We start from the raw sequence: 15,414 nt of genomic DNA on the forward strand, positions 1-15,414 counted from the left end.
GAGAGTCATCTCGCAGTTATAAGTTGTGGAAATTTCCTACAATGCAAATGGAATTATCTCGTTTTTAGATGGCTTGATAGCGCTAGGGGCGCTGAGTATTATCTGCGGCCTCGGAAGGGTAGACGTTTTGTTACATATCAACCGTTCAGGTAGTCACTAAATAATTCCGTTCATTCAGCAGATTAATCAGCTGTATTTGACGTGAATTTATATCGAAGATTTAGCATGTCTTATTCAAGTCAACTTTCTGTGTATTACCTTGACGCCGCTCGAGCCCCTGTTTCGGTAGAGAGCTTCGCGGGTGAAGACGTGCGTTTTTCAAATGAATACGAGGCCTTGGAAAGTGAACTGGGTAAGGCTCAATCCATTCACGAAAACGGTCAGATCGACTGGCTGAAGGTGCAACAACAAAGCGAAAATCTGCTCCGTACTCAATCCAAAGATCTGCGCGTCGCAGTCTGGCTGACATGGGCGCTGTGCCAGCGGGAGTCTTTCCAGGGGCTGTTGGCAGGGCTTGAGGTTCTTCACCATCTTTGCGTGCAGCATTGGGCCGAAATTTATCCCCTGAAGGCCCGCACGCGCTCCGCCGCTATTGGTTGGCTGGTCCCCCGTCTTGAACAGGTGCTCAACGATAATGTTCCCATCAAAGGGCGACTGCCGTTGTTCAGTCGTCTGGTTGAAGTCCTCGAAGGCCTCGATACGGCGTTTACACAGCACTTGGGTGTTGAAGCGCCTTTGCTGCTGCCGATTTCTCGACGTCTGAAACATCTGGCCCGGGGCACGCCCGACAGTCCGCCGGACGCCGGTACAACTGGCGTGGCTGTGGTGCAGGTCATGCAGGCTGCTACTCAGTCATTCGCCCCAACCGCTGTGATCAACGATGAGAAAGAGGCGCACAAGGCGCTGCGTCATCAGCAGGACAGCGCGCGGTCGCTATGTGATTGGTGGCTCAGGCAGAAAGCCAGCGATCTGCGCGCCTTGCGCCTCAATCGCACGTTGCTGTGGCTGCCGATCGAGGCGGTCCCGGAACGTAATGCAGAACAGATCACCGCCCTTCGTGGGCTCCCGGCAGACAAGCTCAAAGGCTATCAGGACAAATACGATCAAGGCAGCCATGCCGATCTGCTTCTTGAACTGGAGGCGAGCCTGGCAAAGGCGCCGTTCTGGTTCGATGGCCAGCGAATGGTCTGGGAGTGCCTGCAAGGGTTGAACGCGGAGTCAGCAATGCGCGAGGTAGAGCTCCATTTTGCGCAGTTGATTCAGCGACTGCCGGGTGTCATCGAACTGCGTTTTCACGACGGAGTGCCTTTTGCGGACCCGGCAACCCGCGCCTGGATTACCGCCAGTGTCATGCCTCGCCTGCAAGCGGCCAGTGCGTCCCGCAAAGTAGAAGTTGCTGATGCGCAACCCGCCTGGGAGTCCGCCCTGGAATGCGCAGCGTCGGTGTTGCGCAAGGACGGCCTCAGAGCGGCAGTGCAGCTCCTCAAGCAAGGCCTGCACAGCGCCAAAGGCGGACGCTCACGATTTTTCTGGCAGTTCGCCCTCGCTCGATTGTGCTTCACCGCCAGGAAGTACGAACTCGCCAAGACCCAACTCGACACCCTGGATCAAACCCTGCGGGACTCAGGTATCGATGCCTGGGAGCCTGATCTTGCGCTCGATGTGCTGCATCTCTTGCACAGCTGTTTTGAATTAATGCCCCAGGGCCATGGGGTCCGGGAGCGCAAGGAAGAGGTGTATCGCAGGCTGTGCCATCTCGACCTTGAAGTCGTACTTGAATAGGCCTCAGGCCCCAATTACCAGGAGAACGGCCATGGCCAAAGAAGGATCGGTAGCCCCTAAAGAACGTATCAATGTCACGTTCAAACCCGCCACCGGTGGTGCTCAGGAAGAGATCGAGCTGCCGCTGAAGCTTCTCGCAATCGGTGATTACACCCTGCGTAAAGACGAGCGAAAAGTCGAAGAGCGCAAGCCGATCAGCATCGACAAGATGACGTTTGACGAGGTACTGGCCAAGCAGGCGTTGAGCCTGACGCTGAGCGTGCCCAATCGTCTGCAAGAAGGTGAAAGCAACGAAGACCTGGCGGTGCAGCTGCACGTCAAGTCGATGAAAGACTTCAATCCGGCTTCGCTGGTTGACCAGGTACCCGAACTGAAAAAGCTCATGGAGCTGCGCGACGCTCTGGTGGCGCTAAAAGGACCGCTGGGTAACGCGCCCGCCTTTCGCAAAGCCATCGAAGGCGTCCTTGCCGACGGCGAGTCCCGTGATCGCGTCCTCGGCGAGCTGGGTTTGAACACCGCCGCCCAGGACACCTGAGTCCATCCGCCAAGGAACCAACATCATGACTACTACACCAGCGCAGCAGCAGAGCAAAGCATCCGGCGAGTTCAGCATTCTCGACAGCATCATCGCCGAAACCCGTCTGCCTCGAGATGAAGACGCATATGGCATCGCCAGGCGCGGCGTATCGGCGTTTATCGAAGAGCTGCTCAAACCGCAAAACGCGGGTGAGCCGGTCAAGAAGGCGATGGTTGACCGCATGATTGCCGAGATCGATGCCAAGCTCGGCCGCCAGATGGACGAGATTCTGCATCACCCGGACTTCCAGTCGCTTGAGTCGTCCTGGCGTGGACTGCAATTGCTGGTCGAGCGGACCGACTTCCGCGAGAACATCAAGATTGAAATCCTCAACGTGTCCAAAGAGGACTTGCTGGAAGATTTCGAGGACTCACCCGAAGTCATGCAGGCGGGGCTCTACAAACACATCTACACCGCGGAGTACGGCCAGTTTGGTGGGCAGCCCGTGGGGGCGATCATCGCCAACTACTTCATGTCCCCAAGCTCACCGGACGTCAAGCTGATGCAGTACGTTTCCAGCGTCGCCTGCATGTCCCACGCGCCGTTCATCGCCGCCGCCGGCCCCAGGTTCTTTGGCCTGGAAAGCTTCACCGGCCTGCCGGACCTGAAAGATCTGAAAGATCACTTCGAGGGGCCGCAGTTCGCCAAATGGCAGAGCTTCCGTCAGTCGGAAGACGCCCGCTACGTCGGCCTGACGGTGCCGCGCTTCCTGCTGCGCAACCCGTACGACCCGCAAGAGAACCCGGTCAAGTCGTTCGTCTACAAGGAAACCGTTGCCAACAGCCATGAGCACTACCTGTGGGGCAACACGGCGTACGCCTTCGGTACGAAGCTGACCGACAGCTTCGCCAAGTTCCGCTGGTGCCCGAACATCATTGGCCCGCAGAGCGGTGGCGCCGTCGAGGATTTACCGCTGCACCACTTCGAAAGCATGGGTGAAATCGAAACCAAGATCCCTACCGAAGTACTGGTAAGCGATCGTCGTGAATACGAACTGGCGGAGGAGGGCTTCATTTCACTGACCATGCGCAAGGGCTCGGATAACGCGGCCTTCTTCTCCGCCAGTTCGGTACAAAAGCCGAAGTTTTTCGGTACCAGTGTGGAAGGCAAGGCGGCGGAGCTGAACTACAAACTCGGCACCCAGCTGCCGTACATGATGATCGTCAACCGTCTTGCTCACTATCTGAAAGTCCTGCAACGCGAGCAGCTCGGTTCGTGGAAAGAACGCACTGACCTCGAACTGGAACTGAACAAGTGGATCCGCCAGTACGTTGCCGACCAGGAAAATCCGAGTGCTGAAGTGCGTGGTCGTCGTCCCCTGCGTGCCGCGCAGATCATCGTCAGTGACGTGGAAGGTGAGCCCGGCTGGTATCGCGTCAGCCTGAACGTGCGCCCGCATTTCAAATACATGGGCGCCGATTTCACCCTGTCGCTGGTGGGCAAGCTGGACAAAGAGTGAAGGGATTCGATGCATGACTGGGTACGGCAGCCTTTTCGAACGCCTGGGCGGCGACGCAGACAAGCGCGTCGGCTGGAGCCGCGAAGATTCTGCGACGGCGTCAGTGGCTGCCCATCTGGCCAAGATGCTCAGCACCCGGGCGGGCAGCGTTCAGACGCTTACCGACTACGGGCTGCCCGATCTCAATGACATGCGTTTGAGCCTTCATGACGCTTTGACCAAGGCGCGGCTCGCTATCGAAGTCTTCATCGAAACCTACGAGCCTCGCCTGAGTAGCGTCCAGGTCATCGCGCTGCCCCACGACAACGATCAGCTTCGTCTCGCCTTCCGTATAGAAGGGTTGCTGGAGGTTGAGGGTTTCAAGCGCCAGGTCACTTTCGCCGCACGTCTGGAGGGCGGCGGTCAGGTACAGGTCAATCACAGGAAAACCTGATGTCAGTAACCCGCTGCACATGGCTGCACCGGATCACACAAGGCGCTAGCAGGAAGTCTCGCCGCAACGCCCACCCTTGAACCAAAACAGCTGCGCCCGAAGGTAATACCATGTCCTTTAACCACTACTACCAAAGCGAGCTCACCGCGCTGCGCCAGCTAGGTCGTCTATTCGCCGAGCGCAGTCCGGCGTTGGCGCCTTTTCTGGGGCAGGCCGGCCGGGACCCTGACGTAGAGCGGTTGCTGGAAGGCTTCGCGTTCCTGACCGGACGCCTGCGGCAGAAGCTCGATGACGAGCTGCCTGAGCTCAGCCATTCGCTGATGCGGCTGCTGTGGCCCAACTACATGCAGCCGCTGCCGGCCTTCAGCATTCTCCAGTTCGACCCGTTGAAACTGGCAGGGCCTGCGTTGAGGGTGGAGCGCGATACACCGGTGGACAGCGTGCCGATCGATGGCGTGCAGTGCCGCTTCCGCACCTGCTACCCAACCGACGTTCAGGCGCTTGATCTGGTGGCACTGGGGTACTCGGTCAAGGGCGAAGGCTCGCTGCTGAGCCTGCGCCTGGAGGTGAGCGGCGAAGGCCATCTCGGTGAGTTGGAATTAAGCCGTTTGCGCCTGCATTTTGCTGGCGAGCGCTACATCAGTCAGATGCTCTACCTGAGCCTTCTGCGCAATCTGGAGAAGATTGAGCTGGTCCCGTTGGACGGCGACGGCAAGCCTGTAAAGGGCTTCAACGGCATACCCATGGCATTCAACGTCCCTGTCGATCGTATCCAGCCCGTGGGGTTTGCCGAAGACGAAGCGCTGATCCCGTATCCGCTGAATACCTTTCGCGGCTATCGCTATCTGCAGGAATACTTCGCCTTCCAGGACAAGTTTCTGTTCGTGGACGTGAAGGGCCTGGACCTGCTCGCTGCGTTGCCGGAAGACACGCTGAAACAGGCGCGCGGGTTTGAATTGCGTTTCGACATTCGCAAGAGCGGCGTGCAGCGTCTGCGCCCGACGCTGGACAACGTGAAGCTCCATTGCACGCCGGTCGTGAACCTGTTCAAGCATGATGCCTCGCCGATACGCCTTGAGGGCAAACAGGACGAGTACCTGTTGGCGCCGGCGCTCTACAGCCCGGAAAATTGCGGTGTGTTTTCAGTCGAATCCGTGATCGGCTGGAAACCCGGTGGCTTGGGGTACGAGGCGTACGTGCCATTCGAGTCCTTCGAGCATGACCCCAGTTTCGATGTGCCGAATCGCCGTCCGCATTACAGCATTCGCCAGCGTTCATCATCGCTGCACGATGGCCTCGACACCTACCTGAGCTTCGGCATCCGTCACACCGAAGCCTCTGAAACACTGTCGATCGAAATGATGTGCACCAATCAGAACCTGCCGCGCACGCTCAAGCTGGGTGACATTTGCATCGCCTGCGAACAGACACCGGAATTTCTGACCTTCCGCAATATCACCCCGGCCACGCCCAGTTATGCGCCGCCGCTGAACCGCGACTTCCTGTGGAAGCTGATCAGCAACATGTCGCTCAACTACCTGTCCCTGGCGGACGTCAACGCCTTGAAGGTGGTCCTCGAAACATACGACCTGCCGCGCTATTACGACCCGCACGCGGAAAAGGTCAGCAAGCGCCTGCTGGGTGGGCTCACGTCGATCAGCCATCAGCATGTCGACCGCCTGCACAAAGGCTTGCCGGTCCGCGGCCTGCGCACCGAGCTGACCATCGACCCACAGGGCTATATCGGTGAGGGCGACGTGTTCGTGTTCGCTTCTGTTCTCAATGAGTTTTTTGCGCTCTACGCCAGCCTCAATTCGTATCACGAGCTGCGGGTAAGAAGCACACAGGGAGAGGTGTACCAATGGACACCCCGCATGGGCCTGCAGCCCCTGCTTTGAGCGGGCTGACCCAAGGCATACGCGAATACTCGCTGTTTCAGGCCGTCTTGCTGGTCATCGACCGGCTGCGCACTGAGCACCCGCGTCTGAACGATGACGACTTGTATGACTTGCTGGAATTCCAGGCCAACCCGAGCCTGGGCTTTCCGGGAAGTGATGTGGACCGCGTGGAGTTTTTTGAAGAGTCCGGGCTGATTCGTGCACGCCTGCGCTTCAACCTGCCGGGCCTTGTCGGGTCCGGATCACCCTTGCCTGCGTTTTATAGCGAGCAGGCACTGGGGGACAACGAGGAGGGGAATCCGACCCGTCAGTTCCTCGATCTGTTTCACCATCGCCTGCATCGGCTGATGTTGCCGATCTGGAAGAAATACCGGTACCGCGCCTGTTTTGAAAGCGGCGCGATCGATCCGTTTTCGTCGCAGTTGTTCGCGCTCATCGGACTGGGCAGCGAAGAGATTCGACAGGCGCGTGAGCTGAACTGGAAGCGACTGCTGCCGTACCTGGGTTTGCTCAGCCTGCGCGCGCATTCGGCAGCGCTGATCGAGTCGGTGCTGCGGTACTACTTCAAACACGCAGAACTCACGATCGAACAATGCATGGAGCGTCGCGTGGAAATTCTCGAAGAGCAGCGCAACAGCCTTGGCCGAGCCAACAGCCAGCTAGGTGAGGACCTGGTGCTGGGCGAACACGTTCGCGACCGCAGTGGCAAGTTCCGCATCCATGTTCGAGAGCTTGGCTGGCAGCGTTTCCACGAGTTCCTGCCAATCGGCACCGGTTACCAACCGCTGTGCGCATTGGTGCGATTCACGTTGCGTGACCCGCTGGACTACGACGTCCGCCTGGCGTTGCGTCAGGAAGAAATTCGCGAACTGCGCCTGGCCGGACAGAACGCGTGTCGCCTGGGATGGACCAGTTGGCTGGGCCGCGAACGCGCGGACGGCATGGTGACCCTGGGCAGCCAATCATTAAGGACAGCCGAACGATGAGTAACGTCAACCTGCAACAACTTATTCAGGCCCTCGACGCCGAAAGCCGTCGCGACCTGGAGCACGCCGCCGAACGCTGCGTGGGACGCGGCGGCAGCAAGGTCCTTGTCGAGGACCTGTTGCTGTGCTTGCTGGAACGCCCACAGGGCCTGCTGTCCCGTGCACTGCAGGATGCCGGTGTGGAGGCGGGTGAACTCGGCGCCTCGCTGCAGATGCGGATGGAAAACAGCGCCTCCCGAAACCCGGTATTTGCGCCGGAACTGGTGCAGTGGCTGCAGGATGCGTTGCTGGTGGCCAACCTTGAACTGGGCCAGACCCAGGTTGAGCAGGGAGCGCTGATCCTTGCGCTATTGCTCAACCCCTCGCGTTACGCAGGCAGTCGTTATCAGGCATTGCTCGCCCGACTGAATATCGAGCGATTGAAAGCATTCGCCTTGTCGCAGAAGGCGCATTCCGGCGCGGGCAAACACGGTGCGGCCGTCGAGTCATTGCTGACGCGCTTCACCCACAACCTCACCCAGCAGGCCCGGGACGGCAAACTCGACCCGGTGCTGTGCCGTGACGACGCCATTCGGCAAATGGTGGATATTCTCGCTCGCCGGCGGAAAAACAATCCGATCGTCGTGGGCGATGCCGGTGTCGGCAAGACGGCGATTGTTGAAGGGCTGGCGTTGCGTATCGTCGCCGGGGAAGTGCCGCAGGCAATAAAGGGTGTTGAGCTGCTGGCGCTGGATGTGGGGCTGTTGCAGGCCGGCGCCAGTGTCAAAGGGGAGTTCGAACGTCGGCTCAAGGGCGTGATCGACGAGGTCAAGGCGTCACCCAGGCCGATCATAGTGTTCATCGATGAGGCCCACACCCTGATCGGGGCCGGTGGGGACGCGGGCGGGTCCGATGCAGCCAACCTGCTCAAGCCGGCCCTGGCGCGTGGCGAACTGCGCACCATCGCGGCGACCACCTGGACCGAGTACAAAAAATACGTCGAGAAAGATCCGGCACTGGCCCGTCGCTTTCAGCCGGTGCGGCTGCACGAACCGACCGTCGATGAGGCAGTGACCATTTTGCGTGGCCTTGCTCAGGTCTACGAACGGAGTCACGGCATCTATTTGCGGGACGATGCGGTGGTGGCCGCCGCTGAGTTGTCTGCCCGCTATCTCGCCGGTCGCCAATTGCCGGACAAGGCCGTCGATGTGCTCGACACGGCGTGCGCACGCGTTCGCATCAGCCTCGCCGCCGCGCCCCAACGTCTTGAGCGTCTGCGCAACGAACTGGCAGAAGGCAGTCGCGAGCGCCACGCACTGCTTCGTGACGCCGACGCCGGTTTGTCCATCGATCATCCGGCACTGGATGCATTGGAAGACCGTCTGCGGGTTGCGGATGAAGAAAGCCTCGCTCTCGAATCTCTCTGGCTGGAACAGAAAGAACTGGCCGAGCGCCTGCTGGGCTTGCGGCAGCAACTGGCGCAGGCCCGTGATGTCGATGAAGCGCAAACTGTCGAAGAGCTGCAAGCCGCCCGTGATGAGACTCACCACGCTTTGACTCAGGCCCAGGCCCAGGAGCGGCTGGTGAGCTTTGAGGTCTGCCCGCGGCTTGTCGCCGAAGTGATCAGTGCCTGGACCGGCGTGCCCCTGGCGCAGTTGGCGCGAGAGCACAACGCGAAGGTCGCCACCTTCGCGACTGACCTGCGCGCTCGCATCCGCGGTCAGGAGCAAGCGGTGCACGCCCTTGATCGTTCGATGCGTGCTACTGCAGCCGGTCTGAACAAACCTGATGCACCCGTGGGCGTGTTCCTGCTGGTCGGGCCGAGCGGTGTCGGCAAGACTGAAACAGCGCTGGCGCTTGCCGACTTGCTGTACGGCGGCGAGCGGTTCATCACCACCATCAACATGTCCGAGTTTCAGGAGAAGCACACCGTCTCGCGTCTGATTGGCGCACCGCCGGGCTACGTGGGTTACGGCGAAGGCGGCATGCTCACCGAAGCGGTGCGGCAGAAACCGTATTCCGTCGTCCTGCTCGATGAAGTCGAAAAAGCTGATCCGGACGTGCTGAATCTGTTCTATCAGATCTTTGACAAGGGCGTGGCCAATGACGGGGAAGGGCGGGAGATAAACTTCCGCAACACGCTGATCCTGATGACCTCGAACCTTGGAAGCGACCTCATCAATGATCTCTGCGCAGAGGGCGCACGTCCCGCTGCGCAGGTGCTGGAGGAAAATATTCGTCCGGTCCTCGCGAGTCATTTCAAACCGGCACTGCTCGCACGCATGCGCGTCGTCCCGTACTACCCGGTGAGCGGGTCGGTTCTGCGTGAGCTGATCGAGATCAAACTGGGACGTCTGGGCGAGCGTCTGAACCGCCGCCAACTGGCGTTTACCTTTTCCGAGGCGCTGGTCGACCATCTGGCTGAGCGCTGCAGCCAGGGTGACAGCGGCGCACGTCTGATCGACCACTTGCTGGAGCTGCATGTTCTTCCCCGGGTGGCTGACCGGGTGCTCGACGCGATGGCGGCAGGTCAACGTCTCACGTCCGTGCACGCAACCCTGGATCACGAAGCTACCGTGACCTGCGAGTTTGCCTGAGGTGGGCGCGATGTTCATTCAAGTGCCGCAGCCGCTGGCCTACGCAGAAGCGTTGCTGGAGCAATTCGCCCGGCTCGCGTGCGCCGCCGACGATGCTGCGCTGCTGGGCGGTCTCGTGCTTGGACTTGCCGAGTTGAGCGGGTGCGAGCTGACACAGCTTTATCTTCTGGACGCAGACCATACGCGTCTGGGGATGACCGCCGAGTGCCTTGAGGGGCGCTTGCAACCCCGTGAGGCACGAAGCCTACCCGCCGATTACAAGGGTGAGCAACTGCTGCAGTTTGCGCTGTGTCAAAACCGCGTCGTGTGCCTCACCGATTTGCCCGGCAGCCTGCACGAAACCAGCTTCCTGCCGACCGGGGCGGTGCCTTGGCAGTCGCTGCTGTGCGTGCCCATCCTCAACGATCAAGAGAGGGTGGAGGGCCTGCTCGTCTGCGCGAGCAGCCGGTCTATCGAGCTGCAGGCTTTTGCCGGTTCCCTTGGCCGGCTGGGCACGTTCGTGCTCCGTCAATTACACCTGCTTCAGCGGTTGAGACGACGTGTCGATGACTCACAACCCATGCGCGTCAGCGTGCCAAGCGTCAGCGCCTACGGATTGATCGGCAAAAGCGCGCCCATGCGCCAGACCTGTTCGATGATCAGTAAAGTCCTGCACAGTCCGTATACCGTTTTACTGCGCGGAGAGACGGGCACCGGCAAGGAAGTGGTTGCACGTGCCATCCACGACTATGGTCCGCGTCGCTCCCAGGCGTTCATCGTGCAGAACTGCGCGGCACTGCCTGAAAGCCTGCTGGAAAGCGAGTTGTTCGGCTATAGCAAGGGGGCGTTCACAGGCGCTTCGCGTAATCGCCCCGGGCTCTTCGACGCTGCAAACGGCGGCACCCTGTTGCTTGATGAAGTCGGCGACCTGCCGCTGTCGCTGCAGGCCAAGCTGCTGCGCGTGCTGCAGGAGGGCGAGATACGCCCGTTGGGCTCCAACGACACCCACAAGATAGACGTGCGCATCCTTGCCGCGACCCACAGGGATTTGTCGGTCATGGTCAGCGAAGGCACGTTTCGCGAGGACCTCTACTACCGCCTTTCGCAATTCCCCATCGAGCTGCCCGCCCTGCGCCAGCGCGGCGATGACATCGTCGATCTCGCCCGGCATTTCGCCGACAAGGCCTGCGCATTTCTGCAACGGGATGCACTTTGCTGGTCGGACGCGGCGCTCGACCATCTGTGTGGCTATGCCTTCCCCGGCAACGTTCGCGAGCTCAAGGGGCTGGTCGAACGTGCGGTTCTGCTGTGCGAAGGGGGCCAATTGCTTGCCGAGCATTTCACCCTTCGCGCCGAGGCTGCCCCCGATGATGTCCGCCTGAACCTGCGCGAACGCCTTGAACAGGTCGAACGCGGCTTGCTGCTCGATTGCCTGCGTAAAAATGAAGGCAATCAGAGCCTGTCCGCGCGTGAGCTTGGCCTGCCCAGGCGCACGCTGCTGTACCGCCTTGGCCGCCTCAATATCAATCTGGGGGAAGTCAATGCCTAGGCACGAATCACTGTTTCCCCACTCGCTTTCCATCGCGCCAACCGTCGGCGCCTTTTGCTCACCTCTGGAGACACTCTGATGTTTGCTCGTCACCGGCAAGCCATTCTGCTGACCCTCGCTCTTCTCTGTGGCCTGTCGGGTTGCAGCGGCAATTACACGTTCAACGACAAAACCTATCGCCCGCTGGGTGATCCCCAAGCGGCCAACCGCGGTAACTGACCCCAAGGAGCATCACCGTGGAACTGGTTTTCGAAATGCTGAGCGCCCGGCAGTTTGTGCCTGCGGAGCAGTGCCAAAAGACCTTCAGGCAGGCGGGCGGCGTGATCGGACGGGGCGCGGACTGCGACTGGGTTATTCCCGACCGCAATCGGCATGTGTCCCACCACCACATCACGATCAGCTACCGAGATGGCGACTTTTATCTCACTGACACCAGCAGCAATGGCGTGCTGAGCGGGGAGAGCAGGGCGCGCCTGCCCAAGGGGCAGGCCGTTCCCATCGAGCATGGCAGTCTGTATGTGCTGGGCGATTTCGAGCTGCGTGCCCGGCTCACACGTGACCCGGCCTCCTTTGACGCTGACGTGGGTCGTACTTATGCGGCCGGCAGCATCATCCCGGACGACTCGTTTCTGGACCTCGACCCGCTGAATGCCCTCGACCAGCAGGAACGCGTCCATTCAGACATCGACGAACTGATTTCGCCAGCAGCCGCCCTCAAGACCGGCCAACCGCGCACGGACTATGCCCGGGTGGATATGGAAAGCCTGCGCGTACCCGAGCTGGTCGACGATCCCTCGGCACAGCCAGCACCCGAGCCTGCGCCTAGTGAAGTGGAGCGCCAGCCCGATGATTTCTGGCACCAGTTTGCCGAGGCGCTGGGCATCGAACTGGACGAGCCTGATCAGGATGCCCGTGAGGCGCTGGCGCTCAATGCCGCTCGGTTGCTCAGGCAGTGCGTCGGCGGTCTTCAGCGAAACCTGCATTCGCGCAGCGAGCTGAAAAACGAGTTGCGCCTGTCCCAGACAACCGTGCAGGGGGCTCAGCGCAATCCGCTGAAGTCGGCGGTCGATGCTGGCGAGGCACTGTCGGCGTTGTTGCGACCGGGCAAACCCGGGCAACTATCCGCTGATCTGGCGGTAAACCGAGCCTTTCATGACGTGCAGGCGCATCAGGTGGCCTTGCTGGCGGCCAGTCGCGCAGCAATCCGCGCCACGCTCGAGCATTTTTCACCAGAGCAACTCACCCTGCGATTCGAGCGCGACAACCCGCCACTGCTCGTAACTTCCGGCAGTCGCTGGAGAGCCTATGGCCGCTATCACCAGGCGTTGCGCCAGGACAACGACTGGAGCGAGCGGTTGCTGGCGCGAGACTTCGCCCAGGCCTACGAAGAGCAAATTCGTCTGATTTCCACCTTCCATACATATCATCAGGGATGAAGCGCATGTTTCGCCGTTCAATAGTCTTTCCACACACGCTGACTGCATTGATTGCCGTGCTCATGCTTGCAGGTTGCTCGACGCTGTCGCCGTTTTCCCACCTGACCAAACTCAACCTCAGGCTCACGGCCAGTGATCAGCTGAACCCCGATCTCAACGGCCGGCCGTCACCGATCGTGGTCCGGCTGTACGAGCTCAAACACGCGGTGGCCTTCGAGAACGCTGATTTTTTCAGCCTGTATGAGCGGGCCAAAGAGTCTCTGGCACCGGATATGGTCGCCACCGAAGAGCTTGAGCTGCGCCCTGGCGAGACGGTCGACCTCAAGCTCAGCGTGCAGAAGGGCAGTCGCTATGTCGGCGTTGTGGCGGCGTACCGCGACCTGTCCCGAGCCTCGTGGCGCTCCACGCTCAATCTCGCGCCTCAAGCCGTTACCGAGATCGATCTGATCCTTGACGAGAGCGGCATTCGGCCTTCCCATGAAGTGCTGGCCGAGGCGGTTGACCGCCCATGAATACTCACAAAGTCATCTGGCAGGAGGGCATGCTGCTGCGTCCGCAGCACTTCCAGCACAACGACCGCTATTACGACCACCAGCTGAAAATCCGCACTCGGTTAATGGGCGGCTATTGTTGGGGATTCCTCACGCTGGAGATCGACCTGCAGTTTCTCAATATTGGCAAACTGGTGATCAGCCAGGCGTCGGGCATCCTCCCTGACGGCAGCGTGTTCGAGCTGGGTGGCACCACGGCGTCGCTGGCCCTCGACATACCACCCAATACGACCAGCACGCCTGTTTATCTGGCCCTGCCGTTGGTCACCGGCAATCACGTGGAAGCCCGACGACCGGAGCAGTCCGATGTGCTGGCGCGTTACACCGCCTATGAAGCCCAAGTTGCCGACTCGAATGCAGGTGATGACGCGGCGTGTCAGGTCAGCTGCGGTCGTCCCGACTTCAGATTGCTGCTGGGCGAACAGCAGAGCGACCACGCGTACGTCAAGATGAAAATCTGCGATGTGCTCGACACCTCACCTGACGGAGTGATCAGCCTCGCCCCGGATTTCGTGCCGACCTACCTCCAGTCCCATACCTCCAGCTATCTGCTGTCGTGCCTGAAGGAAGTCATCAGCATGCTCAGTCACCGGGGCGACAGCATTGCCGAGCGCATCCGCTCCAGCGGCACGGTCGCTGGCGCGGAAGTGGGCGATTTCATGATGCTTCAGCTGATCAATCGTGCCGAACTGCTGCTGCGTCACTACCTGGGTCTGGAACACGTGCATCCGGAGGCACTCTACCGCGTGTTGCTGACCCTGCTGGGCGATCTGGCGACCTTCTCCAGCGACAGCAAGCGGCCGCGTCTGGACAGCCGCTATCGGCACAATGATCAAGGGGAAAGCTTTCGTACGCTGATGGAAGCGCTTCGGCAGATGCTGTCGATGGTGCTGGAGCAGCACGCTATCGAGCTGGTGCTCCAGCCGCGTCAATACGGCATCACCGTCTCGCCGCTGCACGACCGCACGCTGCTGGGTTCGGCCTCGTTTGTATTGGCGGCGAGTGCCAATTGCGACTCCGAGGAACTGCGCCATCGTCTGCCCGCGCATTTCAAGGTTGCACCGGTGGAGCGTATTCGCCAGCTGGTGAACCTGCACCTGCCCGGCATCAAGCTGACCCCGTTGCCGGTGGCGCCGCGACAAATTGCGTTTCATTCGAACAAAACCTACTTCGTCCTCGAACTCAGCTCCGAAGACCTGGCGCAGCTGGAGCACTCCGGTGGTTTCGCGTTCCACGTGTCCGGCGAGTTCGCCGAGCTTGAGCTCAAGTTCTGGGCCATCAGGAACTGACCGCCATGATCAAGGATAACGATTACCGCCAGGACCACAAAACCGTGCTGGTCAGCCGCCAGGGTCATGGCCCCGCATCGACGCCGATCACGGACTCCACGCCGCCGCCGCGCTTCGAGCAACTGGAAGAACGCATGATCTACGCCGCGCACCTGCGCCCGGCGCAGACCTTCAATGTCGGCATGAACCCGCTTGTGGCCGCTGCATCGGAGCTGTTGTCCGAGGTTGTACGGCTCAAGAGCGGTGACCTCCCCCAAGACATGAACGCGCTCCATGAGCATCTGACCCGCGTGATGAAATCCTTTGAGGCGCGGGCACTACACAACGGCGCCGAGAGCAGTCAGGTCGCGGGCGCCCGCTATGTGCTCTGCACGGCGCTGGATGAGGCCGTGGTCACAAGCGGCTGGGGCAATGAAAGCGAATGGTCGCAGATGAGCCTGCTGAGCAGGTTTCACCAGGAAACGTTCGGCGGCGAAAAGTTTTTCCAGCTGCTGGATCGACTCTCGAAAAACCCGGTGAAGCATCTGTCGATGCTGGAGCTGATGTACCTGTGCCTGTCGCTGGGTTTCGAGGGCCGCTACCGGGTGCAGACACGCGGCGTGCAGGAACTCGAGAGCATTCGCGACGCGGTCTACCGACAAATTCGTCAGCTGCGTGGTGATGCGCCTCGCGAGCTGTCACCCCACTGGGAAGGCCTGAACAACCGGCGCCGCAGCCTGGTGCGCATCGTCCCCACCTGGATGGTGGTGGGCTTCACCCTGGTCTGCCTGATTGTGATGTATTCGGGCTTCGCCTGGGTGCTGGGCGAACACCGGAACGCCGTCCTGCAACCTTATCAGCCGTTTGATCAGCCTGCCGTTCACTCGCAATGGCAGCCGCAAGCGCAATCGCAGCCGTAA

At 60.4% G+C, this 15,414-nt stretch carries 13 protein-coding genes; all 13 read left to right on the forward strand.

The features are described from left to right. Nucleotides 1-225 precede the first annotated feature (225 nt). The 13 genes from tssA (at nt 226) to icmH (ending at nt 15,414) form a co-directional block, all read left to right on the forward strand. Nucleotides 226-1,782 carry a type VI secretion system protein TssA gene (tssA, locus tag ACYAR8_RS14615; protein ID WP_463580268.1) on the forward strand — a complete coding sequence of 519 codons (1,557 nt, stop codon included), beginning with the start codon at nt 226-228 and terminating at the stop codon, nt 1,780-1,782. 31 nt (nt 1,783-1,813) lie between these two features. Next, the gene (tssB, locus tag ACYAR8_RS14620; RefSeq protein WP_463580269.1) at nt 1,814-2,317 is read left to right on the forward strand and encodes a type VI secretion system contractile sheath small subunit; all 504 of its coding nucleotides are present in this window, start codon (nt 1,814-1,816) and stop codon (nt 2,315-2,317) included. A gap of 25 nt (nt 2,318-2,342) precedes the next feature. Further along, nucleotides 2,343-3,818: a type VI secretion system contractile sheath large subunit gene (tssC, locus tag ACYAR8_RS14625; protein ID WP_074887745.1), complete on the forward strand. Its 1,476-nt coding sequence runs from the start codon at nt 2,343-2,345 to the stop codon at nt 3,816-3,818. Nucleotides 3,819-3,831: 13 nt separating this feature from the next. Next, entirely contained in the window at nt 3,832-4,251 is a 420-nt protein-coding gene (gene tssE / locus ACYAR8_RS14630) for a type VI secretion system baseplate subunit TssE (RefSeq protein WP_108122419.1), read from the forward strand. A 110-nt stretch (nt 4,252-4,361) separates the two neighbouring features. Then, nucleotides 4,362-6,149: a type VI secretion system baseplate subunit TssF gene (tssF, locus tag ACYAR8_RS14635; RefSeq protein WP_463580270.1), complete on the forward strand. Its 1,788-nt coding sequence runs from the start codon at nt 4,362-4,364 to the stop codon at nt 6,147-6,149. Continuing rightward, the gene (gene tssG / locus ACYAR8_RS14640) at nt 6,113-7,135 is read left to right on the forward strand and encodes a type VI secretion system baseplate subunit TssG (protein WP_463580271.1); all 1,023 of its coding nucleotides are present in this window, start codon (nt 6,113-6,115) and stop codon (nt 7,133-7,135) included. The genes tssF and tssG overlap by 37 nt, the downstream gene beginning before the upstream one ends. After that, nucleotides 7,132-9,711 (forward strand): type VI secretion system ATPase TssH, encoded by a 2,580-nt coding sequence (gene tssH / locus ACYAR8_RS14645; RefSeq protein ID WP_463580272.1) that lies wholly within the window; start codon nt 7,132-7,134, stop codon nt 9,709-9,711. Before tssG ends, tssH begins: the two co-directional genes overlap by 4 nt. A gap of 10 nt (nt 9,712-9,721) precedes the next feature. After that, a complete protein-coding gene (locus ACYAR8_RS14650; protein WP_463580273.1) occupies nt 9,722-11,239 on the forward strand; it encodes a sigma-54 interaction domain-containing protein in 1,518 nt (505 codons plus the stop codon). A 78-nt stretch (nt 11,240-11,317) separates the two neighbouring features. Continuing rightward, nucleotides 11,318-11,458, forward strand: a complete 141-nt coding sequence (locus ACYAR8_RS14655) for a type VI secretion protein (protein WP_074887762.1) — start codon at nt 11,318-11,320, stop codon at nt 11,456-11,458. A gap of 17 nt (nt 11,459-11,475) precedes the next feature. Beyond that, nucleotides 11,476-12,675 carry a type VI secretion system-associated FHA domain protein TagH gene (gene tagH, locus ACYAR8_RS14660; RefSeq protein WP_463580274.1) on the forward strand — a complete coding sequence of 400 codons (1,200 nt, stop codon included), beginning with the start codon at nt 11,476-11,478 and terminating at the stop codon, nt 12,673-12,675. A 5-nt stretch (nt 12,676-12,680) separates the two neighbouring features. Beyond that, nucleotides 12,681-13,187, forward strand: coding sequence for a type VI secretion system lipoprotein TssJ (gene tssJ / locus ACYAR8_RS14665; RefSeq protein ID WP_074887768.1), 507 nt, complete (start codon nt 12,681-12,683; stop codon nt 13,185-13,187). Continuing rightward, entirely contained in the window at nt 13,184-14,515 is a 1,332-nt protein-coding gene (gene tssK / locus ACYAR8_RS14670; RefSeq protein WP_463580275.1) for a type VI secretion system baseplate subunit TssK, read from the forward strand. The genes tssJ and tssK overlap by 4 nt, the downstream gene beginning before the upstream one ends. A 5-nt stretch (nt 14,516-14,520) precedes the next feature. Then, nucleotides 14,521-15,414, forward strand: a complete 894-nt coding sequence (gene icmH / locus ACYAR8_RS14675; protein ID WP_463580276.1) for a type IVB secretion system protein IcmH/DotU — start codon at nt 14,521-14,523, stop codon at nt 15,412-15,414.

The sequence above is a fragment of the Pseudomonas sp. HP_01 genome (genome assembly GCF_055284355.1).

Bases quoted from the DNA above. Each gene is read 5' to 3' on its own strand.
- tssA (WP_463580268.1), top strand. From the start codon at position 226: ATGTCTTATTCAAGTCAACTTTCTGTGTATTACCTTGACGCCGCTCGA.
- tssB (WP_463580269.1), top strand. From the start codon at position 1,814: ATGGCCAAAGAAGGATCGGTAGCCCCTAAAGAACGTATCAATGTCACG.
- tssC (WP_074887745.1), top strand. From the start codon at position 2,343: ATGACTACTACACCAGCGCAGCAGCAGAGCAAAGCATCCGGCGAGTTC.
- tssE (WP_108122419.1), top strand. From the start codon at position 3,832: ATGACTGGGTACGGCAGCCTTTTCGAACGCCTGGGCGGCGACGCAGAC.
- tssF (WP_463580270.1), top strand. From the start codon at position 4,362: ATGTCCTTTAACCACTACTACCAAAGCGAGCTCACCGCGCTGCGCCAG.
- tssG (WP_463580271.1), top strand. From the start codon at position 6,113: ATGGACACCCCGCATGGGCCTGCAGCCCCTGCTTTGAGCGGGCTGACC.
- tssH (WP_463580272.1), top strand. From the start codon at position 7,132: ATGAGTAACGTCAACCTGCAACAACTTATTCAGGCCCTCGACGCCGAA.
- ACYAR8_RS14650 (WP_463580273.1), top strand. From the start codon at position 9,722: ATGTTCATTCAAGTGCCGCAGCCGCTGGCCTACGCAGAAGCGTTGCTG.
- ACYAR8_RS14655 (WP_074887762.1), top strand. From the start codon at position 11,318: ATGTTTGCTCGTCACCGGCAAGCCATTCTGCTGACCCTCGCTCTTCTC.
- tssJ (WP_074887768.1), top strand. From the start codon at position 12,681: ATGTTTCGCCGTTCAATAGTCTTTCCACACACGCTGACTGCATTGATT.
- tssK (WP_463580275.1), top strand. From the start codon at position 13,184: ATGAATACTCACAAAGTCATCTGGCAGGAGGGCATGCTGCTGCGTCCG.
- icmH (WP_463580276.1), top strand. From the start codon at position 14,521: ATGATCAAGGATAACGATTACCGCCAGGACCACAAAACCGTGCTGGTC.